Source organism: Mycolicibacterium gadium (genome assembly GCF_010728925.1).
GTDB classification, from domain to species: domain Bacteria; phylum Actinomycetota; class Actinomycetes; order Mycobacteriales; family Mycobacteriaceae; genus Mycobacterium; species Mycobacterium gadium.
Genome location: NZ_AP022608.1, coordinates 2,142,500 through 2,165,769, shown reverse-complemented (window position 1 = coordinate 2,165,769; position 23,270 = coordinate 2,142,500). Strand labels below are relative to the sequence as shown.

Annotated in this window: 18 protein-coding genes and 1 pseudogene; 10 read left to right on the top strand and 9 right to left on the bottom strand. The window is 64.5% G+C overall.

Features of this window, described 5'->3' with window-relative positions:
• Together G6N36_RS10820 and G6N36_RS10815 are read left to right on the top strand one after the other, a co-directional pair.
• Positions 1–4,149: a SpoIIE family protein phosphatase gene (locus G6N36_RS10820; protein ID WP_235690012.1), complete on the top strand. Its 4,149-nt coding sequence runs from the start codon at positions 1–3 to the stop codon at positions 4,147–4,149.
• Entirely contained in the window at positions 4,149–4,454 is a 306-nt protein-coding gene (locus G6N36_RS10815; protein WP_163686508.1) for an STAS domain-containing protein, read from the top strand. The genes G6N36_RS10820 and G6N36_RS10815 overlap by 1 nt, the downstream gene beginning before the upstream one ends.
• Positions 4,455–4,524: 70 nt before the next feature.
• Here the strand turns inward: G6N36_RS10815 and G6N36_RS10810 are convergent, their stop codons facing one another.
• On the bottom strand, positions 4,525–4,791 hold the full coding sequence (locus G6N36_RS10810; RefSeq protein ID WP_163686507.1) for a hypothetical protein: 267 nt from the start codon (positions 4,789–4,791) through the stop codon (positions 4,525–4,527).
• A 273-nt stretch (positions 4,792–5,064) separates the two neighbouring features.
• On the opposite strand from G6N36_RS10810, the gene G6N36_RS10805 reads away from it, so the two are divergent.
• Entirely contained in the window at positions 5,065–7,920 is a 2,856-nt protein-coding gene (locus G6N36_RS10805) for an MMPL/RND family transporter (protein ID WP_163686506.1), read from the top strand.
• A gap of 9 nt (positions 7,921–7,929) precedes the next feature.
• Here the strand turns inward: G6N36_RS10805 and G6N36_RS10800 are convergent, their stop codons facing one another.
• Complete coding sequence (locus G6N36_RS10800) at positions 7,930–8,802, bottom strand: alpha/beta fold hydrolase (protein WP_163686505.1); 873 nt, start codon at positions 8,800–8,802, stop codon at positions 7,930–7,932.
• Between the two features lie 69 nt (positions 8,803–8,871).
• Entirely contained in the window at positions 8,872–9,036 is a 165-nt protein-coding gene (locus tag G6N36_RS10795) for a hypothetical protein (RefSeq protein ID WP_163686504.1), read from the bottom strand.
• Between the two features lie 98 nt (positions 9,037–9,134).
• On the opposite strand from G6N36_RS10795, the gene G6N36_RS10790 reads away from it, so the two are divergent.
• Positions 9,135–10,055 (top strand): alpha/beta fold hydrolase, encoded by a 921-nt coding sequence (locus G6N36_RS10790; protein WP_235690011.1) that lies wholly within the window; start codon positions 9,135–9,137, stop codon positions 10,053–10,055.
• A gap of 94 nt (positions 10,056–10,149) precedes the next feature.
• A complete protein-coding gene (locus G6N36_RS10785) occupies positions 10,150–11,928 on the top strand; it encodes an alpha/beta hydrolase domain-containing protein (RefSeq protein ID WP_163686503.1) in 1,779 nt (592 codons plus the stop codon).
• Between the two features lie 272 nt (positions 11,929–12,200).
• On the opposite strand, the pseudogene G6N36_RS30345 reads toward G6N36_RS10785, so the two are convergent.
• The 3 genes and pseudogenes from G6N36_RS30345 to G6N36_RS10770 all read right to left on the bottom strand — a co-directional run bounded on the left by G6N36_RS30345 (position 12,201) and on the right by G6N36_RS10770 (position 17,709).
• A pseudogene (locus tag G6N36_RS30345) lies at positions 12,201–13,290 on the bottom strand (IS30 family transposase).
• A 346-nt stretch (positions 13,291–13,636) separates the two neighbouring features.
• The gene (locus G6N36_RS10775; protein WP_235690010.1) at positions 13,637–16,834 is read right to left on the bottom strand and encodes an MMPL family transporter; all 3,198 of its coding nucleotides are present in this window, start codon (positions 16,832–16,834) and stop codon (positions 13,637–13,639) included.
• Between the two features lie 68 nt (positions 16,835–16,902).
• A complete protein-coding gene (locus tag G6N36_RS10770; RefSeq protein WP_264001852.1) occupies positions 16,903–17,709 on the bottom strand; it encodes a SigB/SigF/SigG family RNA polymerase sigma factor in 807 nt (268 codons plus the stop codon).
• A gap of 158 nt (positions 17,710–17,867) precedes the next feature.
• Between G6N36_RS10770 and G6N36_RS10765 the strand changes: the two genes are divergently transcribed.
• Both G6N36_RS10765 and G6N36_RS10760 read left to right on the top strand, forming a co-directional pair.
• Positions 17,868–18,311 (top strand): VOC family protein, encoded by a 444-nt coding sequence (locus tag G6N36_RS10765; RefSeq protein WP_163686502.1) that lies wholly within the window; start codon positions 17,868–17,870, stop codon positions 18,309–18,311.
• A 69-nt stretch (positions 18,312–18,380) separates the two neighbouring features.
• The gene (locus G6N36_RS10760; protein ID WP_179964759.1) at positions 18,381–19,283 is read left to right on the top strand and encodes an extracellular catalytic domain type 1 short-chain-length polyhydroxyalkanoate depolymerase; all 903 of its coding nucleotides are present in this window, start codon (positions 18,381–18,383) and stop codon (positions 19,281–19,283) included.
• Positions 19,284–19,289: 6 nt separating this feature from the next.
• Here G6N36_RS10760 and G6N36_RS29390 read toward each other — a convergent pair whose 3' ends face one another.
• Positions 19,290–19,445, bottom strand: coding sequence for a hypothetical protein (locus G6N36_RS29390; protein WP_165799815.1), 156 nt, complete (start codon positions 19,443–19,445; stop codon positions 19,290–19,292).
• 39 nt (positions 19,446–19,484) lie between these two features.
• Positions 19,485–20,015, bottom strand: a complete 531-nt coding sequence (locus G6N36_RS10755) for a nitroreductase/quinone reductase family protein (RefSeq protein ID WP_163686501.1) — start codon at positions 20,013–20,015, stop codon at positions 19,485–19,487.
• A gap of 48 nt (positions 20,016–20,063) precedes the next feature.
• Between G6N36_RS10755 and G6N36_RS10750 the strand changes: the two genes are divergently transcribed.
• Positions 20,064–20,573 carry a nitroreductase/quinone reductase family protein gene (locus tag G6N36_RS10750; protein ID WP_163686500.1) on the top strand — a complete coding sequence of 170 codons (510 nt, stop codon included), beginning with the start codon at positions 20,064–20,066 and terminating at the stop codon, positions 20,571–20,573.
• Positions 20,574–20,657: 84 nt separating this feature from the next.
• On the opposite strand, the gene G6N36_RS10745 is transcribed toward G6N36_RS10750, so the two are convergent.
• Positions 20,658–21,575, bottom strand: a complete 918-nt coding sequence (locus tag G6N36_RS10745) for a LysR family transcriptional regulator (protein ID WP_163686499.1) — start codon at positions 21,573–21,575, stop codon at positions 20,658–20,660.
• A gap of 92 nt (positions 21,576–21,667) precedes the next feature.
• Between G6N36_RS10745 and G6N36_RS10740 the strand changes: the two genes are divergently transcribed.
• Both G6N36_RS10740 and G6N36_RS10735 read left to right on the top strand, forming a co-directional pair.
• Complete coding sequence (locus G6N36_RS10740; protein ID WP_163686498.1) at positions 21,668–22,945, top strand: aromatic ring-hydroxylating oxygenase subunit alpha; 1,278 nt, start codon at positions 21,668–21,670, stop codon at positions 22,943–22,945.
• Positions 22,942–23,265 (top strand): hypothetical protein, encoded by a 324-nt coding sequence (locus G6N36_RS10735; protein ID WP_163686497.1) that lies wholly within the window; start codon positions 22,942–22,944, stop codon positions 23,263–23,265. The genes G6N36_RS10740 and G6N36_RS10735 overlap by 4 nt, the downstream gene beginning before the upstream one ends.
• Positions 23,266–23,270: the final 5 nt, after the last annotated feature.

The following is a 23,270-nucleotide window of genomic DNA, read 5'->3' as shown; positions in this document are numbered from 1 at the left end:
ATGAGCGGTACCGCCGGCGAGCGCGATGGCGTGGCCACCGTTTTCAGCGCGGACGCGGAAATCGGCTTCGACCTTGCCCAGGTGGACTGGGAGGGCACCCCACTGGGTTCGCCGCATCAGTGGCCGCAGAGCCTACAGACGGCGGTCGGCATCCTGCTGTCGACTCGTTTCTCGATGTGGATGGCATGGGGACCGGATTTGACGTTCTTCTGCAATGCCGCGTATCGACGCGACACGCTGGGCCGCAAGTACCCGTGGGCGTTGGGACGGCCGGCCCGCGAGGTGTGGGCGGAGATCTGGGACGACATCGGACCGCGAATCGACGGGGTCTTGTCCACCGGAGAAGCCACCTGGGACTCCGAGCTGTTGCTCTTCTTGGAGCGCTCCGGATATCAGGAGGAGACCTATCACACGTTCTCCTATAGTCCGCTACGCGACGAGGAAAACCAGATCGTCGGCATGCTGTGCGTGGTCAGTGAGGACACGCAACAGGTGATCGGCGAGCGGCGGATGGCGACGCTGCGCGATCTTGGCTCCGATCCAAGCGTCGTGCGCAGCGAGGAAGAGTCACTCGCGTTCGCCGGTCGCCAGCTCGGACAAAATTTGCGCGACCTCCCGTTCACGCTGACCTACCTGCTCGATGACAGCGGTGACGCACGGCTCACCGGCTCGAGCGGTATCGACCCTGGGCATCCCGCGGCTCCTGCGCTGATACCCGCTGGCGAGAATCGGCCGTGGCCGGCAGCGGAGGCTGCGCATGGCGACACGCTATCGGTAGGTCTGGACGGCTTGCCGAATCTGCCGACGGGGGATTGGCGCGACCCCCCGACTGAGGCACTGCTGGTGCCGTTGCTGCTGCAGCAGGGCGGCACTCCTCGCGGGTTCCTGGTGGCTGCACTGAACCGCTACCGCCCCTTGGATGATGCCTACCGCGACTTCGTGACGCTCGTTGCGGGGCATATCGCCTCCGGTATCGGTAGTGCGAGAAGCTTCCGGGACCAGCAACGCCGGGCGGAGGAGCTGGCGGAACTGGATCGTGCCAAGACGACGTTCTTCTCGAACATCAGCCACGAATTCCGCACTCCCCTGACGTTGATACTCGACCCCGTTGACCAGCTGCGGGGTCGCACCGAACTCGACGAACCGACCCGCCAGGAGCTGGATACCGTGTGGCGCAACGGGTTACGTCTGACCAAGCTGGTCAACTCGTTGCTGGATTTCTCGCGCTTCGAGGCGGGCCGCACCCAGGCGCACTTCGTGCCGGTCGACGTTGCGGCCGTCACCGCAGAGCTGGCGAGCGTGTTTCGGTCCGCCGTCGAACGGGCGGGCCTTGGTTTTGTCGTCGACTGCCCACCTCTTGACGATGTCGTCTACATCGATCGCGATATGTGGGAGAAGGTGATTCTCAACCTCCTCTCGAACGCGTTGAAGTTCACCTTCGAAGGCAGCATCTCCGTAGGCGTCCGCGGCGAGAACGGCGAAGCGGTAGTGACTGTGGCGGATACCGGCATCGGCGTAGCGGCCGCGGAGATACCCCGGCTGTTCGAGCGCTTCCACCGCATCGAAAATGTACGCTCCCGATCCAACGAGGGCAGTGGTATCGGATTAGCCCTTGTCAAGGAGTTGGTCGAGGTCCACCGCGGCAGCATCGCGGCCGACAGCACAGAAGGTGTCGGGACCACCTTCACCATTCGTATACCGCTCGGCACCGCGAATCTGCCCACCGCCCAGGTTGTGACGGTGGATGCCGGCCGGGCATCTTCGGCAACTGCCGAACCCTATGTGCAGGAGGCATTGCGCTGGATCCCGGCCGAGACGGGTCATACGGCCGAGGAGTCGGGGAAAACCGGTGAGGACGTGTCAGGTACGGGCACTCGGAAGCCGATCCGTGCGCTGATCGCTGACGACAACGCCGATATGCGCGACTATCTGGTGCGCCTGCTGAGTAACGACGGCTACGAGGTCCACGCGGTCACCGACGGTCTGCAGGCCCTGGACGCAGTTCGTACCACCCTGCCCGACATCGTCGTCAGCGACGTGATGATGCCGCAGCTCGACGGGCTGGGGCTGGTGGCGGCCCTGCGTTCGGATCCGCGGACGGTGGCGATACCGGTGCTGCTGTTGTCCGCACGCGCCGGACAGGAGGCGTCGATCGGCGGTCTGCAGGCCGGCGCAGACGACTACCTCACGAAACCGTTCGCGGCCGCGGAACTGCTTGCGCGGGTGCGTGCCAACGTCGGGCTGGCTCGGATGCGCAGTCATCACGCCCGCTGGCGCACCGCGCTCGTCGACTCGCTGCAAGAAGCGTTCTTCGTGTGCGACGAACGCGGGGCCGTCATCGAAATCAACACGGCGTTCACCGACATCCTCGGGTTCGGCGTCGACGGCCTGCCATACGAACCCGTCCACCCGTGGTGGCCGTCGGCCGACACGGATCCCGACGCCCACAGGGAGATGGCGGAGGCTTTCGAGGCCCTCCGGGACGAAAAGGAGGGCACGCTGACAGCTCCCGCCTCCCATCGCGACGGACACCGAGTATGGGTGTCCGCCGCCTTCAGCCACGTCGACGATCCCGACACCGGGCGTCGCGTCATGGTCGGCACTTTCCGCGACGTCACCGCCGAGCACTACACCGTGCAACGAGAGTCTGCGCTGGCTGCGCTCAATCAGCAGCTCGCACAAGCCGATTCACTTGGGGACGCCGTACGCGCCGCGGCCCAGGAGTTTTGCGACATCTGGTCGGCGCGCCTCGTGGTGGCAGTCACGTTCCCGGTCGATGAGACAGAGGCCGACCCCGCGGACGTCGTATGCGTAGGCGAGCCCGCGACGTTGGAGCAGTTGGAGCCGCGCATCCGCGATGTCATCCATGCATTGCGGGGCGGTGACCTACTCGATTCCTCCACAACGGAACTCGACATCGCCGGCATCGCGCTGCAGCATCCGGGTGGTGTCCTCGTGATCGTGGTCGAACTCCACGAGCGCCGACCGTTCACATCGGAGGACCACACGCTGTTGACCGTGCTGGCCGGGCGCCTCGGACAGGGCCTGCAGCGGGTACACCAACTCGACCAACAGCGCGAGACCGCATTGGCGTTGCAGCACGCGATCCTCGGTCCCGATGTGTCCGGTGGATTCGCGGTGCGATACCAGCCCGCGACCCGGCCCCTGCATGTCGGCGGCGACTGGTACGACGTCGTCGATCTGGACGACGGCCGTGTCGCCCTGATCGTCGGCGACTGCGTCGGGCACGGGCTGGCGGCGGCGACGGTGATGGGTCAGCTCCGAAGCGCATGTCGCGCACTGCTACTCGAACAATCCAGCCCGTCCGCGGCGCTGACGGCTCTCGACCGGTTCGCCGCCCGTCTGGAGGGTGCGCGGTGTACGACGGCGTTCTGCGCGGTGCTGAATCCGGATTCTGGGGAAGTCGTGTATTCCAGTGCCGGTCACCCACCGCCGATTCTCGTCATGGCCGATCGCAGCACGCAGTTGCTCGACGGCGCCGCGGCGACTCCGCTCGGATTGCGGTACGACCACTCACGACCCGAGGCTCGCGCGACCATGCCCGCCCGCTCGACGCTGTTGTTGTACACCGACGGTTTGATCGAGCGTCGTCGTGAATCGCTGGACTTGGGGATTCGCCGTGCCACCGATCTCGTCAAAGACAATCGGGACACCGCGCTCGAGGGGCTCGCCGATGAGATCATGTCGCGCCTGGCGCCCGGCGACGGTTACCAGGACGATGTCGCCGTTCTGCTGTACCGGCAGCCCGCGTCACTCGAAATCGACATCGCCGCAGACGTGGGCGAGCTTGCATCGACTCGCGCTACGCTGCGCGGCTGGCTGATCCGCGCCGGCGTGGATGCCGAGCAGACGTTGGACGTGCTTATCGCGGTGGGCGAAGCGGTTGCCAATTCGATCGAGCACGGACACCGGGAGCAGCGCGATGGCACGGTCCGTTTGCGCGCGACGGCTTTGGCGGATCGATTGCATCTGACGGTGGTCGATACCGGGTCGTGGCGCCCACCGCAGGCAGACCCGACGTCATTTCGGGGTCGGGGCATCATGCTGATGCGCGCACTGATGCAGGATGTGACCATTGAGCCGAGTGACGGCGGCACGACGGTTCGCATGCACACGGGGATCGCCTGATGGCCACTCCACTTTCTGTCCGTACCAGTCTTGTCGACGGCACCGCGGTGCTGAGCGTGGCCGGCGAAATCGATATGAGCAATGTCGGCGTGTTCACGACCGCGATCGCCGACGCGATGGTGCCGGCTTCCCACGACGGCGGTGTCTTGACGATCGACCTGACCCGCGTCGAGTACTTGGACAGCGCCGGCATCGGCGCGTTGTTCGATCAGGCCGATCGCATCCGCCTGATCGTCAACCCGATGCTGATGCCGGTCCTCAGGGTCAGTGGTCTCACCAACGTGACTTCGGTGATAGCTCGATAGCAGCACCGGTCGGTGATCAACGACCGAAGAGAGGCCGCAGAGGTCTGCGGCCCCTCCCGGCTCCCCCCACCTATTCAGGGTTCTTGGCGTACCGCAGTAGGAAGGCTGCGGACACCAATGCCGCGCCGAGGGCGAACACACTCCACAGCACCAGCGGGAACACGAGCGAGACGGGGGACCAGCCGACGCTGGAGAACGTCGCGGCGGTATAGATCAACCAGAACACCCGATAGAAGGACCACAGCGCGGCGATGCCGGCGCTGATACCGATGACGAGGCTGTACGTGCGGTCGACCTGGCTGATCTGTTCCTGAACACGGGTGGGCACGATGTTCATTGCGGTTTCCTTCATGTCATGCGGCGCCGGTTTGGCGTCGTCAGTGCGGCAAGTACATCGAGCAGGTACGGCTACCGATCCCAAGAAGACGGTCCGCCACCGGGGCTGCGCCTGTGGAGTTGCTGTGAAAACCCTGTCAGACCTGCGGCTCAGCAATTGACAGCTGACAGTTTGACTGGCTACATATATGCGCAGGCGTGTTCCAACCGATACGGAAGGTGTAACGCGCACGGCTTCTTGTAGGCCGGGGTGGAGGGGCCGGTAATCCGACTTATGAGTTCTGGTACCACGGAGCGATCGAAGATCGCACACGCCATTCGCGTGCTCGCCGTGCCCATCGTGCTGGGCTGGATGGTCCTGACGGTCGTCACCACCGTCTTCGTACCTTCGCTGGAGAAGGTGGGCGAGGCCCAAGCCGTGTCGATGAACGCACACGATGCGCCGGCGTTCATCGCGATGCAGCGCATCGGTGCGAATTTCGAGGAGTTCGACTCCGACAGCAACGCCATGGTCATCCTCGAGGGGGACAAGCCTCTCGGCGACGAGGCGCATCACTATTACGACGAGTTGATCAAGGCCTTTGAGGCCGACCCCGAGCACGTCGAGCACGTCGCTGACTTCTGGAGCGATCCACTGACCGCGGCGGGTGCGCAGAGTAGCGACGGCAAATCCGCCTACGTTCAGCTGTATCTGCGCGGCAACATGGGCGAGACGCGGTCCAACGAGTCCATCGCCGCCGTTCGCGACATCATCGAGGAGACACCCGCAGCGCCGGGCGTCAAGGCGTATGTCACCGGCGGGGCGGCGTTGAGCGCCGACCAGCGCGTCGCCGGCGACAAGGGCGCGGTCAAGGCGACGTTGGTGACGCTGGTGGTCATCTTCGTCATGCTGCTGGTCGTCTACCGCTCGTTCGCCACGACGATCCTCATCCTGCTCATGGTGTTCATCGAACTCGGCGCCTCCCGCGGAATCGTGGCGTTCCTCGGAAACGCGGGCGTCATGGGGTTGTCGACCTTCGCGACGAGTCTGCTCACGTTGATCGCCATCGCTGCGGGCACTGACTACGCGATCTTCCTCATCGGGCGCTATCAAGAGGCCCGCGGAGACGGCGAGGACCGGGAAGCCGCGTACTACACCATGTTTCACGGCACCGCACACGTGGTGCTCGGGTCCGGCCTCACCATCGCCGGTGCGATGCTGTGCCTCAAATTCACCCGTCTGCCGTGGTTTCAGACCATGGCGGTGCCCTGCGCGGTCGGCATCCTCGTCGCGGTCATCGCTGCGCTGACCCTCGGCCCGGCCGTGGTCGTCATCGGCAGCCGCTTCGGTCTGTTCGAGCCCAAACGCGCCATCAAGTCCGTCGGCTGGCGCCGAATCGGTGTGGTCGTGGTGCGGTGGCCGGGCCCGATCCTCGTGGCCACGTGCGCCCTTGCGCTGATCGGTCTGCTCGCCCTGCCTGGTTACAAGACCGATTACGACGCGCGGCACTTCATGCCCGAGGACACCCCGGCCAACATCGGATACGCCGTCGCCGACCGGCATTTCGACAGCGCCAGAATGAACCCCGAGTTGATGATGGTGGAAAGCGACCACGACCTCCGCAACTCGGCGGACTTCCTGGTGATCGACAAGATCGCCAAGGCGCTCTTCCGGGTTCCCGGCATCGCGCGGGTGCAGACGATCACCCGTCCCGACGGAAAACCGATCGAGCACACCACGATCCCGTTCCTGCTCAGCATGCAGGGCACGACGAACCAGCTGAACCAGAAGTACAACCAGGACCGCATGGCCGACATGTTGGTTCAGGCCGACGAGATGCAGACGACCATCGACACGCTCACGCAGATGTCGGCGCTGACCGAGCAGATGGCCGCCGTCACCCACAGCATGGTCGCGAAGACCAGGGACATGACCGTCGACATCGCCGAATTACGTGACAACATCGCCAATTTCGACGATTTCTTCCGGCCGATGCGGAACTACCTCTATTGGGAACCGCACTGCTACAACATCCCGGTCTGTTGGTCGATCCGGTCGGTCTTCGACACCCTGGATGGCGTCGACATCATGACTGCCGACATTCAGCAGTTGTTGCCCGATCTGGAGCATCTCGACACGCTGATGCCGCAACTGGTCGCGCTGATGCCCGCGCAGATCCAGACCATGAAAACGATGAAGGCGATGATGTTGACGATGTATGCCACCCAGAAGGGCATGCAGGATCAGATGGCGGCGCAGCAAGAGAATTCGTCCGCGATGGGCGACGCTTTCGACGACTCGATGAACGACGACTCGTTCTACCTGCCGCCGGAAGTGTTCGAGAACGAGGACTTCAAACGCGGCATCGAGAACTTCATCTCACCCGACGGCAAGTCGGTGCGCTTCATCATCGAGCATGACGGCGATCCCGCTACCCCCGAGGGCATTGCGCGCATCGACGCGCTCAAGCAGGCGGCCAAGGAAGCCATCAAGGGCACGCCGTTGGAGGGTTCGACGATCTTCCTCGGCGGCACTGCCGCGACCTATAAGGACATGCGGGACGGTGCCAACTACGACCTGCTGATCGCCGGATTGTCCGCGGCAGCACTCATTTTCGTCATCATGCTTCTCATCACGCGAAGTGTCGTGGCATCGGCGGTCATTGTGGGCACCGTACTGCTGTCGCTCGGTACGTCGTTCGGGCTTTCGGTGCTTGTCTGGCAACATCTGCTGGGCATTCGCCTGCACTGGATTGTTCTGGTGATGTCGGTGATCCTGTTGCTGGCAGTCGGTTCCGATTACAACTTGCTCCTGGTGTCGCGGTTCAAGGAGGAACTGCACCACGGGTTGAAGACGGCGATCATCCGGGCCATGGCGGGATCGGGTTCGGTGGTGACGTCGGCCGGTCTGGTGTTCGCCGCGACCATGGCGTCATTCATATTCGGCGACCTACTGTCCATCGCGCAGGTCGGCAGCACGATCGCGCTGGGGCTCTTGTTCGACACCTTGATCGTGCGGTCGTTCATGACGCCGTCGATCGCCGCGCTGATGGGGCGCTGGTTCTGGTGGCCTCAGGTTCCGCAGACGCCCGCGTCGAAGCGCAGGATGCAGAAGATCTTCGGCGATCGCGACGCCGCCGTGCGATCCTGACCGGCGCTCCTACCGCGCGGCGTGCCGGCCGAGGAACTCCACGACGGCATCCGCGAAAAGGTCGTTGCGGTCGCCCGCGACCATATGGCCGGCGCCGCCAACGTCGACGAAATCGACCTCGGGAAACCTGGCGATGAACGCGTCGGCCCGTTCCTGGGTGACGAGGTCGCTCATCTGCCCCCGCACCAGCAGCATGGGCACACCCGCGTCGACAATCGTTTGGACAGCGGCGTGCATCCGATCGACCTCGGTCACCTCGGTGGGCGGCAGCGCCGAGGTGCCGTCGATGAATTTCGGATCCCAGTGCCAGTACCAACGGCCGTCGCGCTGGCGCAGGTTCGCCCGCAGCCCGTCCAGATCTGTGGGCCGCGGACGGTGCGGGTTGTATTCCTGGATCATGTCGGCGACTTCGTCCAGTGAGTCGAATCCAGACTGCATGCGATCGAACATGAAGTTGTGGATCCGCGATGCGCCGGACTGATCCATATCGGGCACGATGTCGACGAGCACGACCGCGCGTGCCGTCCCCGGCGCGAGTTCACCCTCGAGAAGCATCGAGGTGAAGCCCCCGAGCGACGCGCCCACCAACACCGGCTTCGGCGGAAGATCGCGCAGCACTTCGAGCACGTCGCGCGCGAAGGAGGCGACGCGATAGTCCCCGTCGCTGGACCAGTCGGACTCGCCATGGCCGCGGAAGTCGAGGGTCACCGCCTGCCATCCACGCTCGGCTACGGCGCCTGCGGCGCGGCCCCAGGACCGGCGGGTCTGCCCGCCGCCGTGCAGGAACACCACCGCCGGGGCAAGGGGATCGCCGATGCGATCGCCGACGATGCGAACGCCGCCGTCGCCGGCCGTGGTGAACGCTTCGGGTGCGGTGGTCATCTTGTGTTCATAGCGCGGATGCGCGGCTTTCGGGACGGCATCGGGAAACCGTGGCGTGTGCGGCACGGATCACTCGAGGAAACCGTTGGTGACGAACGCGTGGTCACCGATCCGGCACGTGGTGGCACCCTGGTAGGTCGAGCCGCAGGCGGCGGGCCCGTTCTCGAGCCGTTCACCGGCAGGAAGGGCGTCGACGTCACGCGTGTCATCGCCGCAGCGTCGCACACCTGTCATTGCCGAGCCGTGGAATTTCTGAAGCTCTGACGCACCCGTTAAGAAACCTCCAAGGCGATCGCCACAGAGTCCTCCCCAACACAGTGAGGAGGAAGACGATGACTGCAATCCGGGAAATGGCCCCGATCGACACGACGGGCCGCCGCGTGCTGACCTTGCATGGAAACCGCGTGGCGTACCTGGATGAAGGCGCGGGAGACGTGCTGTTGCTGATCCACGGCATCGGCGGCAGTTCGGACTGCTGGCGCAACGTCGTGCACAAGCTCTCCGAGCGGCATCGCGTCATCGCCGTCGATCTCCTCGGTCACGGTCAGTCCGACAAGCCGCGAGGGGACTACTCGCTGGGTGCCTTCGCGGTGTGGCTGCGTGACTTCCTCGATGCCCTGCACATCCGTGAGGTCACCGTCGTGGGACATTCGTTCGGCGGTGGCGTGGCCCTGCAGTTCGCTCATCAGCACAAGGAGTACTGCCGCCGGCTGGTGTTGATCAGCAGTGGCGGGCTGGGCCCCGACCTGGGCCGGCTGCTGCGCATGCTGTCTCTGCCCGGCGCCGAGATCGCGTTGCAGCTGCTCGCGTCGCGGCCGGCGGTCGAGGTCGGCAAGGCGCTTCGCAAGCGCGCGCTCTTGTCAGGCCGCGATGTCACCAGATACAGCGAGACGTTGAAGGGTCAGGCCGCGCTGTCGGACCGACGTAGCCGCGCGGCGTTTCTCCGCACGCTGCGCTCGGTCGTCGATCACCGCGGCCAGGCGGTCTGCGCATTGGATCGGCTGCGGGCAGACCTGCCGACGCTGATCATCTTCGGTGACGAGGACCGTTGCATCCCTGTCGCGCACGCACATTCGGTACATCAGGCGATTCCGGGCAGCGAGCTGCACGTCATACCCGGTGTAGGCCATCAGCCTCAGGTGCAGTGCCCCGACCTCGTCGCGCGCCTCGTCAGTGATTTCGCCGACCGGACGGAGTCGCGTCCGGCATCCGTGCGTGCCGCGCGACGCACCCTGCACGCAGTCCCGGCCTGACACCGAGCCTTTAAGAACTCTCCAAGCCCCCACCCGGACATTGGTGTCTAACGGTTCACAACAGTGCACAGCCCAACGATCCGAAGGAGTGGAAATGGCCGTCGAATCCGTTCACGTAAACGCGGTTTACCCCCATTCCGACACCCGCTACGAGTGGGTGGAGGCGACCGTCGACTTCGCCGTCGACCCCGAGTTGTTGTCGAACGAGCGCATCGTCGACCTCGAACTCGCTCCTCGCGACGCCGACGGGCTGGTCCGCTTCGACGCTGACCTGAAACTTCTGCGCCCCGTCGACGGTGGCAACGGCAAGCTGCTTTTCGTCGTACCCAACCGCGGCGTACCCACCCTTGCGCCGTGGCTGAAGAACGGCTTCCTGCTGGATCGCGGCTACACCATCGCGTCGTGCGGCTGGCAGTGGGACACTCAGCGCGGGTCCGGCATCCTCGGAATATCCGCTCCGCAGGCTGACGTGCCGCCGGGATTCATGCGTCTGGAATGGCGATCCGACAGTGCGAGCGTGGATCATCCACTCAGCTTCACCGTGCCCGAGATCGACGCGCTGCCCGCCGGCGCCGAGGCGATGTTTACGTTCACCGATTATCCGACGGTCGACGTCGAGGACCCCGACGCCGTTCTGAGCGTTCGCACCTCGCCCGATGCCGAGCCGACCATCATCCCAAGGGAGAGTTGGCGATTCACCGATCAGACGCATCTGACGCTCGATGGCGGTTTCAAGCCGTTCCACTGGTACGAGCTGGTGTACCGGACGTCGCGGGCGCCGGTCGCCGGCGCCGGCCTGCTGGCCATCCGCGACATCGTGTCGCACCTGCGGGGGGACGGCTCGATTGCCGGCATCCAGCACGCGTTCGCATACGGCGTCTCGCAGGCCGGCCGGCTCCTTCGTCAGTTCATTTCGGACGGGCTGAATGTCGATGAGGCGGGCATGATCGTCTTCGACGGCGTATTCAGCGAGTCCGCGAGCGCGGCAACGGGAGAGTTCAACCACCGGTACGCGCAGCCGTCCGTTGCACAGGTCAACGGCTTCGGGAACATGGCACCGTTCGCGGCTAGCGAACTGCTGGCGCGTCAGCGCGAATTGGGTGGAGTGCCGAAGACGATCTTCACCAACAGTGCAACCGAATACTGGACCAGCGGAGGCGCGCTGCTGCACGTCGACCCGGTCACCGGCGTGGATCTGCCCGAGGATCCCGATGTCCGCACCTACCTGCTGGCCAGCACCGACCATTTCGGCAGCAGCAAGCTCAAGGAGGCGCTGCCGGTCGCTAATCCGGTGCACCGCCTGGATGTCACGCCGGTCAACCGGGCGCTGCTCGTCGCGCTCGAGGACTGGGTCTGCGAGGGTGTCGAGCCTCCGCGCAGCAAGGTGCCGCGGACCAGCGACGGCACTGCGGTCGCGCGCAAGGAGGTCCTGTCGGTCTTCAGCCACGCCACCGGCCCGGACCCGTCGGCGCTACCGCACGCGCGGTACATCGACCTCGGTCCCGATGCCGATCGCGGGATCGGTCGCTGGCCGGTCAAGCTGGGCGAGCCGTACGTCGACCTGGTGTCGGCGGTCGACGCGGACGGCAACGAGGTCGCGGGCATCCGCCTTCCTGCCGTCGCCGCACCGCTCGCCTCATACACGGGCTGGAATCCGCGTCGTCACATCGACGAGTTGCCCGATGTGCTCTACGAGCGGGTGGGCAGCAAGTTGGCGTTCCCTCCGGGCCGGCCGTCGGTCACCGAACGGTATCCGTCCCGCGAGGACTACGTCGTCGCGGCCCGCACCGCGGCGGAATCGCTTGTTGCCGAGCGGTTCCTGCTCGCGGACGAGGTCGAGGCCATCGTCCAGAAGGCCGCAGCCGACTACTGACGGGCTTCATACACTCTTCACTCTGCACAGCGGCCGGGCGGCTTAGGCCCCGGCCGCTGTGCGCTTTGGTGCGCGTGGACGCGTCGAGGACTCGCCACCCTTCGTGGTGAGGGCCGGCGGCGTCGAGTGTGGGGTTGTAGCACGCCTGGGGCGGTTTGGTGTGTGTTGAGTCCACAGCCGGCGGGTGGGTGGGTCGATGTGATGACCGGCGACTGCTTGCCTTTGGTTGGGGCGTCGAGTGTGGGGTTGTGGCACGCCTGGGGCGGGCGGTTTCAAGCGGTAGATGCAACAGCGGGTGGTTTGGACGGGTTGGACAGTAGTTCGTCGAGGGCTTCGGCGGGTGTTTTCCAGCTCAAGGTTTCGCGGGGCCGGCGGTTGAGTTTGGTCGCGACGTAGTCGAGGTAATCGGCCGGAAAGACCGATAGGTCGGTGCCTTTGGCAAAGTATTGGCGCAGTAGGCCGTTGGTGTTCTCATTGGTGCCGCGCTGCCACGGGGAGTGCGGATCGCAGAAGTAAATATTGAGCTCGGCGGCTTGGGCGATCGCCGCATGGTTGGCCATCTCGCTGCCCTGATCCCAGGTCAGTGTTTTGCGCAGGATCAACGGCAGTTGCGCCATTTTCGCCACGATCGCTTCCTGCACGGCCACCGCGGTGTGATCGTCGGGCAGATGCAGCAGCATCACAAACCGGGTCATCCGTTCGACCACGGTGCCAATCGCTGAACCCGAGGCAGTACTGCCCAGGATCAGATCGCCCTCCCAATGCCCGGGCACCGCGCGGTCTTCAACCTCGGGTGGACGCTCACTGATGTTGACCATGTCGCGGATGCGACCACGGCGTTCATCGGGGCGGCGCTGGGGCTTACGCAACGCTCGCCCGGTGCGCAGACAGGTATGCAGTTCGCGACGCAGACTGCCTTTGCCCTGGACATAAATCGAGGTGTAGATGGTTTCGTGCGACACCCGCATCTCCACATCGTCGGGAAAATCCAGCACCAACCGCTTGGCGATCTGCTTGGGACTGTGCTCGTCGAGCAGCCGGGCCTGCACTTCATCGTGCAGCTCTCGCTAACAGCCAGCTTGCCCGCTTTCGGGCGACGCGCCCGCCGATCAGAGTATGCCTGCGCCGTCAGCGCGCAGTAGCCCCCCGCGGCGCTGCGGTACTCTGGCGTGCCCCGAAGGCATGCTTTCGCCGATACCCTGAGTTGCGGTCCGGGTGATCGACGGTGTGTCGGCCGTTGTTGTCGATTTCGCGTTTGATTGTCGACGCCGGCCGAGGAGGTAACAGCCGGCTACCAATCGCACGCAGCGACTCATTGGTCGCCACGCCGATTTCGATCTGAATCCGATCCTGCAGCGTCATCCGCGGCTTCAGGCCCGATGAGCTGGGCACTACCGATCGTGGTTTCACCCCGCCAGCGTCGCGGAACCAGCGAAATCCCGTGCGCCTCGACACGCCGACAGCCCAGCTTGCCTCCTCGACAGTATGGCCATCACTGACATGCCTCCAGAACTGACGAACAACAGAGCTCAAAGTCAAAACAGACAACGCAACACGCCTCCACACGAATCAGAGACTGTTGCATCGACCCCTAGACCCCAAGGCGGTTTGGCGTGTGTTGAGTCCACAGCCGGCGGGTGGGTGTCCGCGCCATGCAATAACCCCGCACTCGAGGGGCCGAGTGCGGGGTTAGGACGCGCGTCGCGTTCTAGACCGACATGGCGGGCACGCGAGGCTGCTCGCGCTGCTCTTGCACCTTGGCCTGCGGTTGGACCCGAAATGTCCGACCGCCGACGCGCACCGAGGCGCCGTCCCGGAAGGCCGTGGGTCGCCACGGGTCGATCCGCATCCACCCGTCCTGTCGAGGCTCACGGATGAATACGCCGTTCGTCGAGTTCCGGTCCACGACGAACAGCTCGCCGTCGATGATTCGAATCTCCATGTGCGCCCGGGACATCAGGCCGGAGCGGTCGTAGACAGACACCGGACGAAGACCCTGCCGCGCCGCGTGCGAGTCGTGCGGATAGCGACCGACGACGCAGTCACGGTCGACCTCGATCCGGGAGTTGTCATCGAGGACCACGCATCGCACGGGTGGTGTCGTCGCGGCGGCCTCCGTCGTCCACACCACCGCGCCGCGCCCCGGAACAACGCCGTCGGACATCGAGTAGACGGCGTTTTGGTCGGGAGCGGGAAGGGCGGGCCGCTTGCCCAGTTCGTCGACCGTGACCACCGCGGCGACGCCGGGCGTCCGCACGGTTTGGTGTAGGCAGCGGTTGCGCCCCTCGATCAGGGTGACCCCCGTACCGTCGTCGAGCGCCACCGTGACACCGCCGCACAAGAAGATCTCCAGACCCGTTTCGGTGGGCATGACGATGCCGACCTCCGCGAGATCGCGACTCCACGTGCCGCTCTGGGCGAGCTGCGAGAACGCATACGACAACATCGCGGGCTCGCTCCGCCGGACGATCTCGACGAGGTGCGACATCTGCTGGGCGGCCATCGCTTGTTGCGCCAGCGACTTGCGGTTGGCCACCACGATCACGATGCCGTTCACGTTCGCAACCAGATGCTGACCGGAGATGACCTGGACCCGGCGGGCGAGTTCGGCCGGCGTGCGGACCGGAGGCGCCGCATGCATCGAGTTCAGCGACAGAACAGCCGGCCTGGGCACCTCCATCGTCGCCTCTTCCACGGCGAAGGACAGCGCCTCGCTGATACCGATGCGGGAATGCAGCCACCGCAACGGTTTCGGTGCCCACCAGTTGAGTTCGCCTGCCAGACGTAGGAACGCCGGTACGACCACGCCACGAATGATCGTCGCATCGATCACGACGGCCAGCGCCGTGCCGATACCGAACATCTTCATGAACGACATTCCGTTGGCGAACGAGACCAGTGTGATGGTCAGCAAAAGTGCTGCGCTGGTGACGATCCGGCCGACCCGGCCAAGTCCGACGACGATGGCCTCGTCGTTCGACATACCCGAGTCTCTGGCCTCCTTGATGCGGCTCAGTAGGAAGATCTCGTAGTCGACGGAGAGGCTGAACGCGATGGCGCAGAGCAGAACCACCATCGACAAATTCAGCGGCGCAGGAGTGAATCCGAGCAGCGACGACAGATGCCCGTCCTGGAAGATCCACGTCATGACGCCGAGGACACCGGACAGCACCAGCAGGTTCAGTAGCAGCGCCTTCACCGGAACGACGACGCTGCCGGTGAACAGGAACAGCAGGATGAAGGTGAAGACCGCGATCAATCCGATCGCCCACGGCAGCCGCTGTGCGATCGCCGACCGGCTGTCGATCAGCGTGGCCGACGGTCCGCCCACCTCGACCTGCTTGTCGGTGATCTTCGCGCGGATGTCGTGCACGAGCTGTTCTGCCGCTTGGGAATCCGAGTCCACCGCAAGATATGCCAACACATAGGCCGCGCCATCACTCTCGCTGGGCGGGGCCTCGCCGACCTGCGCGCCGCGCTCGAACTTGCCGACGGATCCATTGACGAGTACCACGTCGGGCATCTGGGAGACATCGGCGGCAAGCGTTTCCAGGGCGTCGGCGTTGTTCTGCGTCACCAAGGTGATCGCCTGGGAGGGATCCAGCGGATAGTCCCGCTGTAACGACTCGGCCACCAGTCGCGCGTTCGAGTCGGTGGGCAGCGCGCGCTCATCGGGATTGGTGAACTGGACTTTCAGGAAAGGAACCCCGAGACCGATCAGCACCACGACGACGGGCAAGGCGTAGAGGAGTGGGCGGCGGATCACCGCCGCGGCGAACCGCCGCCAGAACGCGGAGTCCGCGGACGGGGGCGTCTTCCGCCGGATGATGGCCAGCGAGTCGATGCGCTTTCCCAGCAGCGACAGCATCGCGGGCAGCACGATGATTGCGCTCAACGCCGACAGCATGACGGTAGCGCTCGCGGCGATGCCGACCGAGCGCAGGAAATACGTGGGGAACACGAGCAGCGACAACATCGCCAGGGTGACCGTCGCCGCGCTGAAGATGATCGTGCGGCCCGCGGTGGCCACCGTGGCGACGATCGCCGCCTGGTGTTCCTTACCGCTGTCGCGTTCTTCGCGGAATCTCGACACCATCAACAGGCCGAAGTCGATGGACAACCCGAGACCGAAGGCCGTCGCGACGGTGAGGGCATGTGTCGAGACTTCGGTGACGCGCGTCATGAGTACGAGCACGAGCAGCGTCGTGACGATCGACGTGATGCCGACGACGATCGGCAGGAATGCGGCGATGAGCCCCCCGAAGACGATGACGAGCACGGCCATCGAGACCGGCAGCGCAATACTCTCGCTGACCAGGAGGTCCTTCTTGACTTTGGCTCGGATCTCTTGCTGGACACCAAGGGTGCCGCCGGCGCGCACCGCGACGTCCGGGTTGGCGGGCAGGTCGGCGACCAGTTGCTTGGCGGTGTCGGCCGCCTCATCCGCGGTTCCGCTGACGTGCACCAGCATGAGGCCGGAGCGATTGTCATGGCTGCGCAGATCGGTGGCCGCGGGGTCGGTGAACGATCGGAGGACTTTCGCCTCGGGCTCAGCTTTGATGAGGTCGTTGACCTGGTCGGCTACGTCGGCGACCTCGGGGCTGTCGACGGTGCCTTCCCGCGGAAGCACCTGGATCACCAGGTTCGCGGTGGTGCCGAAGTTCTGATCCATGACCTCGGCGGCGTGAGTCGACTCTGATGACGGGGCGTTGTAGCCGCCCACAGCGAGCTTGTCGGACACGCCGCCGCCGATGACGATGCTGACACCGAGCAGGAGCGCGAGGACTGCGAGAACCAGCTTGGGGGAGCGCACGGTGAAGGCGGCCAACCGCGTCAGCGCGCCGCCGTTCGCTGAACTACTCTGCATCACCTTTGCGACCAGCGGACGAAACCCGACCTCGTTCATGACGACAGGGTCCGGCTTCGCCCTTGGTAGTTTCTAAAGGGCGGGCCGCGGCCGGGTATGTGTACTGCTCAGGCGGGTACTGCGGCCCTGCTCGTGATTGCCTCGTCAGCTTCGCGAACCTGGTCACGCAGCGTGGCGAGGGCCTTGGAGATGAGCCGCGATACGTGCATCTGTGAGTAGCCCATCCGCTCGGCGATCTGCGTCTGGGTCATGTTGTCGAAGAACCGAAGGCTCAGCACCCGTTGTTCGCGTTCAGGCAGGGCAGCGATCAATGGACGTACGGTCGCGAGGGCGAGCACCTTATCGATGTTGGGATCCACCTCGCCGATCGTGTCCCCTATCGGCCGGAAGTCGGTGTCCGGGCCTGCCTGCACGTCAGTGGACAGCGTGGAGTAGTTGCTGCTCGCGATCGTCGCTTCGACTACCGATTCGCGGTCGATCTCCAGGTATTTCGCAATCTCTGTGGCGGTCGGCGCCCGATTGAGGTCCTGGGACAGCGCGCCACGAGCCTTGACGATTTGGCCCTGGAGGTCTTTCAGGCGGCGGGGGACCTTGACGGCCCATCCGTAGTCGCGGAAGTGGCGGCGGACCTCGCCCATCATCGTCGGCACGGCGAAGGCCAGGAAGTCCGCGCCGTTCTCTGGGTCGAAACGGTTGACGGCGTTGACCAGTCCCACCCGGGCCGCCTGTACGAGGTCGTCGTTCGGCTCGCCCCGATTACGGAAGCGACGGGCGATGTGATTCGCGATTGGCAGTCCACGCGCGATGATCTCGTCGCGCTGACGGCGGTATGCGGCCGAACCTTCATCGAGAGTCGCCAATCGGCGAAACATGTCGGTGAGGTCGGCGTACTCGGACGTACTGTTTTCGGACACGCGAGGTTGCCCCTATCCGGTTGCCTTGCTGATGAAGCGGCTCGGATCTGAACCTCTAGTGCAGGTAGCTGTACCCAATTACGGGACTGCCGAAACCGCCCGCGTCGAATTCTCTGCATCGGCCCAGGTATGAAGGGTCAACCTGGTAGACCATCCGAATGGAGCCCGACGCGAGTGAACGACCAATGCCCGGCGTGACCGGGATCCACCACCTCTCCATCACCGTCACCGACCTCGAGGCCAGCCTGGCCTGGTACCAGCGCCTGCTCGGAGCCGACCGGGTACCGATGAAGTTTCCACACTATGGATGCGAGGACACCGGCTACGGTGAACTTCTCGTCGAACCGCGCTCGGGCGTCGTGATCGGCCTGCACACCAACACCGGCAACGACGGCCAGGCCTTTGACGAGGCCCGCACCGGGTTGGACCATGTGGCGCTCAACGTTGCTTCGCGCGACGACCTCGAGTCTTGGACGGCGCGGCTGGACGAACTCGGCATCGAACACTCGGGCATCAGATCCGGGGACCAGCCGTTCCCATTTGCGACGGTGGTGTTTCGCGACCCCGACAACATCCAGCTCGAGCTGTTTGCTGTCGGTTAACCGCGGCTTGCGCGCCTTCCAGCACGGAATCTCACCGCCACGTGGATGTCGGCTATTTGCGCAGTCGCAATGGCGGTCCCTACTGTCGGGTGGCATGTCGCGACAGGGAGAGCTGAATTGCGGTTGATCGGGCGCACGACGGCACTGCTGGCCGCCGTCCTTCTGGCTCTTCTCATGTTCAGTGGTGCTCACGCCGCCGCGGTTCCGGCCGGGGACTTCCCCGCCGGCCTGAACTTCGGTGGGCTGCAGCGCAACTATCTGGTCCACGTGCCGCCGGGCCTCGAGCAGCCGACGGGGCTCGTGATCAACCTGCACGGGGCCGGAATGACCGGCGGTGCTCAAGCGGCGATGACGAACTACAACGCCGTGGCCGATCAGCACGGGTTCGTCGTGGTCTATCCCGAGGGCGTGGACCTCAGCTGGGCCGATGGACGGGGCGCGTCGGTTCCCGACCGTCAGGGCGTCGACGACGTGGGCTTTCTCGTCGCGCTCGCCGACCGGCTGACGCAGGACTTCGGAATCGACCCCGGCCGCGTATTCGCCACCGGAATGTCGGCGGGCGCCTTCATGGCCAACCGGCTGGCCTGCTCGCGCGCGGACGTCTTCTCCGCGGTCGCGCCCGTCGCGGGCACGCTCGGCTCGGCGTCCCCGTGCAATCCATCGCAACCGGTGTCCGTCCTGAGCATTCACGGAACCGCAGACAACGTCGTGCCGTTCAACGGCGGCCCGATGGTGGGGCGCGGCGGAGCGAGCGACATCGTGTCCGCGCCGGCGATGGCGCAGCGCTGGCGTGAGCTTGACGGGTGCCCGGCGCCCGTCGAGGACTCCCCGTCGCCCTCGGTGCACCGGTTCACCGCGGCCGGTTGCGCCGACGGCACCGAGGTGTCGTTCATCCAGATCGACGGCGGTGGTCACACCTGGCTGGACGCGTCGTTCGCGAGCGGCCAGTTCTTCGCCACCCACGGCAGGTGATCTGATCTAGGTTTCGTCGGCGACCTGATCCTTGGTCTGATGCCCCCCGGGGGCGTCAGGGTCGTCGTCCTGGTGGTCGAGCTGGTCCTGGATCTCGCGTTGGTCGTCGGTCGCTTTGGTGGCGTCCTTCGGTGTCGACGGCGGATCGTTGGTCTGCGACATGCGCAGAGGTTCTCCCGGCATCGCGCTTGCTAAACCCGCCTACGCCGGGGACAGGCGGAACACGTTGATGGTGCGGACGCCGTCGGTCTTCACCGCATACGACGCGAAGTTGGCGGCATAGCCGGCCGCGAGGTCGAACAGGCGGTCACGGTCTGCACCCTCGGTCAGGCGGGCCACGAAATGACCACCGCGGTCGGTACGGCCTTCCGGGAACAACTGGCAGTGCGGATTCTTCAGCAAGTTGTAGTACCAGCTCGGGTGGTGGGCCTGGCCGTAGTTCGAGGCGATGAGAATGACGTCGTCGCCGTCGGTGAAGTATCCCAGCGGCACATCACGCTCGATTCCGGATTTGGCTCCGGTCGACCGCAATACGACGAGAGGGATCGTGCCCTTACCGAAATGCAGACGGCCGCGGGTCAGGCGCCCGAGGGGCCCGTCGAGAGGCGCCATGACGCGCCGATGGACCACCGAACCGAGGTTCGTCGAGAGAACGCGGGCGACGATCCGCAGCGTCCATGGCGGGTCGGCCGTGGGGTCGACCCTCGGGATCCCATTCAGCAGATCGGTCATGATCACCATGGTATGTATGTCCAGACCAGCCCATCAGGAAGAAGCGCAATGAGCAGCAACGAATCCGCGGCGGCCATTCGACAGGAACGCCGCGACTGGATGGCCAAACACCGCGACACGTACCTGCGCTCCGGTGGCGCGCAAGGCCACGTCATGGACATCAGCGAGGCCGGGGGACATGCGTTCACGACGCACTGCCTGATCAGGGTGAAGGGCCGCAAGTCGGGTAGGACGCAGATCGTTCCGCTGATCTACGGCGACATCGGGGGCGAGGTCGTGATCGTCGCGTCCAAGGGGGGCGCCGACGAAAACCCGGACTGGTATCACAACCTGCGTGCCGGTGACGAAGTCGACCTGCAGATCGCCACCCAGGCGTTCCGTGCCTCGTGGCGTGAACCCGAAGGTGAAGAGCGGCACCGGATCTGGGACTTCATGTCACATGTGTATCCGCCGTACCTGAGCTATCAACGGGCGACGACGCGGCACATCCCGGTCATCATGATGACTCCTGTGACGTCCATCGACGTGTTCGAGGAGTCCGACCTTCAGTCGTCGTAGGTCTGCTCGACTGCCTCATCGCTATCAACGAAATGCAGAGGGCACTAGTGCTTTCACTGCATAACGTTGAAAGCGATGAACTACTCAGGTTCGAGCGGAATTCTCGACGATGATCTCGCACGCAGTTTCGTAGAACGCGCTGATGAGAGTCGAGAACGAGAGCTCGAATGGATAGATCATGTGCACGTCCATCGCCTCGAGCTGCCACTCCGGCAGGACGGGGACGATGCTGCCCTCGCGCAATTCGGTCGTGCAGATGATCTGGGTGGGCATGGGTCCCATGCCGAGTCCTTGCAAGATGTACTGCTTACACACCTGAAAGTTGTTGGCGCGCGCCCGCACCTGCGGTGACAGTTCGTAACGGCGCTTCTGTTTGATGACGGTGAATTTTCGCGGTCCGCCGAAGCCGAAGTCGATGAATGGCAGGGCGTCCAACTGCGTCGGGTCGGCGATCGGTTCGGGCAACTGCTGCACGAAGTCGGGCGTCGCGCAGAGAAAGAGCTCGAGGCTGAACGCCTTTCGGGCGATCAACGTCGAATCCTGAAGTGGCCCAGTGCCGAACACGACGTCGAATCCGTCCTTGATCGGGTCGACGAGGTTGTCCACCAGTCGGATGTCCAACCGCGACTGGGGATAGCGCTGCAGGAATGCGGCACCGACGCGCGACGCGTAGTCGATGCCGAGGAAGATCGGGATCGCAACCTTCAGCTCGCCCTGCGGTTCTTGTCTGCTGCTCTCGACCAGGGCACGCACGCCGTTGGCCTCGGTCAGAATGTTCACGGCGTGGCTGTAGACCTGCTCGCCGAGGTCCGTGACCGTGAGCTGGTGCGTGTTCTTCCGCAGCAGCTTGATGCCGAGGTCGGCTTCCAGCTTGGTCAGCTTGCGGCTCACGGTGGACTTGGGCATGCCGAGCAGCGCGGCCGCTCTCGACAGGCTGCGGCACTCGACGACCTTGCCGAATACCAGCAGGGCGTCGAGGTCGAAAGGCAGGTTCTGTTCCATCGGTTGTTCCAAATATGCAACAGGGTGTTGCGCTACTGCATCTGTTTTGACTATTTCCGCAGCTGTAGTTTTCGGCCAGGAGGTGGAGCCTCATGAGTCACGACAGCCTGGTGACCAAACCCGAAAGCGGACACTGGACCGACGCCTATCCCGAACTCGGCCGCGGCCCCGTGTCACTCGAAGACTGCGTCTCCGAGGAGTTCTACGAGAAGGAACGCGAACACGTCTTCAAAAAGACGTGGCTCTATGTGGGCCGGGTCGAGCGGGTACCGAAGTCGGGCAGTTATTTCACCCGCGAGCTGAGGTTTCTCAACACGTCGGTCATCGTCGTCCGGGGCAAGGACGGCGTGATCCGCGCTATGCACAACATCTGCCCGCACCGCGGCAACAAGATGCTCTGGGAGGACGATCCCTTCCAGGAGGTCCAGGGCCGCGCGCCGCTGCTGTACTGCCGATTCCACGGTTGGCGCTACAAGCTGGACGGCTCGCTGCATTCGGCGACGCGTCAGGATCTGCTGCTCGACTTCGACGCCGCGAGTTGCCGGGTTCCCGCCATTCAGTGCGAGGTGTGGGAAGGGTTCATCTTCATCAATCTCAACCCGCACAACACCGAGTCGTTGCGGTCGTTTCTCGGGGAACTGGCACACGGCCTGGAGGGCTATCCCTTCGACGGGCCGCATCAGGTCTATCAATTCAAGGCCGAATTGCAGTGCAACTGGAAGATTTTCGTCGATGGCTTCGCGGAAAGCTACCACGGCCCCTATCTGCACGCTTCGTCCTTCGGCGCGCTCACCGCGGAAGCCAGAGAGGCCTTCGATCAACCGAATCCGTTCACTGATGCGCTGGGTTACCAGCTGAAGGGGCCGCACCGGATGTTTTCCTTCGCCGGCGAACCGTCGCAGAAGACGCCTTACTCCAAGCCGATCGAATGCGTGATGGAGGCCAGCGCGGCGGGTCCGTGGAACAAAAAGCCCAATCGGGGGCCGATGCCGCCGGGTATCAATCCGACGCGCGCCGAGAAGTACGGATTCGATTCTTTCCAGTTCTTCCCGAATTTCGTGTTGATCTTCGGCGCGTCCGGTTTCACGGTCCACACCCATTGGCCGACGGGTCCGCATTCGCACATCTTCGAAACCGAGGCGTATTACCAGCCGCCTACCAGCCATCGGGAACGGTTGGGCCAGGAACTGACGATGACCTTCCTCAACGACATCATCCTGGAGGACGCCAGCCCGTCCGAAGGCCTGCAGGCGATGCTGAACAGCGGTGCCCTGACACATTTCACGATGAACGACGAGGAGATCCTGTTGCGTCATCTGCACAAGGTGGTCGGTGACTACGTGGCGGCCGGCGAGGCGGCGACCCGATGAGCGCGCTTCTGCCGCCGGAGTTCTCGCAACTCGAACATCTCGTGGCCGAGTGGGCCATCGAGGACGGTCATCAGCGCTACGTGAAGCGGGTGAATTCCTCGATGGAGGAGATCCAGGCGTTCTATGACCAGGTGTTCCCCTATGCCGAAGAAGCCGTCACCTACGTCGACAAGTTCGACTACTCCGAACCGCTGCCCGACGATGTCGCGAACCTACGCAACCTGCTCTACTCGCTGATCACCGTGTCGCTCGCGGTCGAACTGTGGAAGCAGCCGCGGGTAAAGCATTCGGCCAACACCATTCTCACGAGAGTGAGCTGATCGCC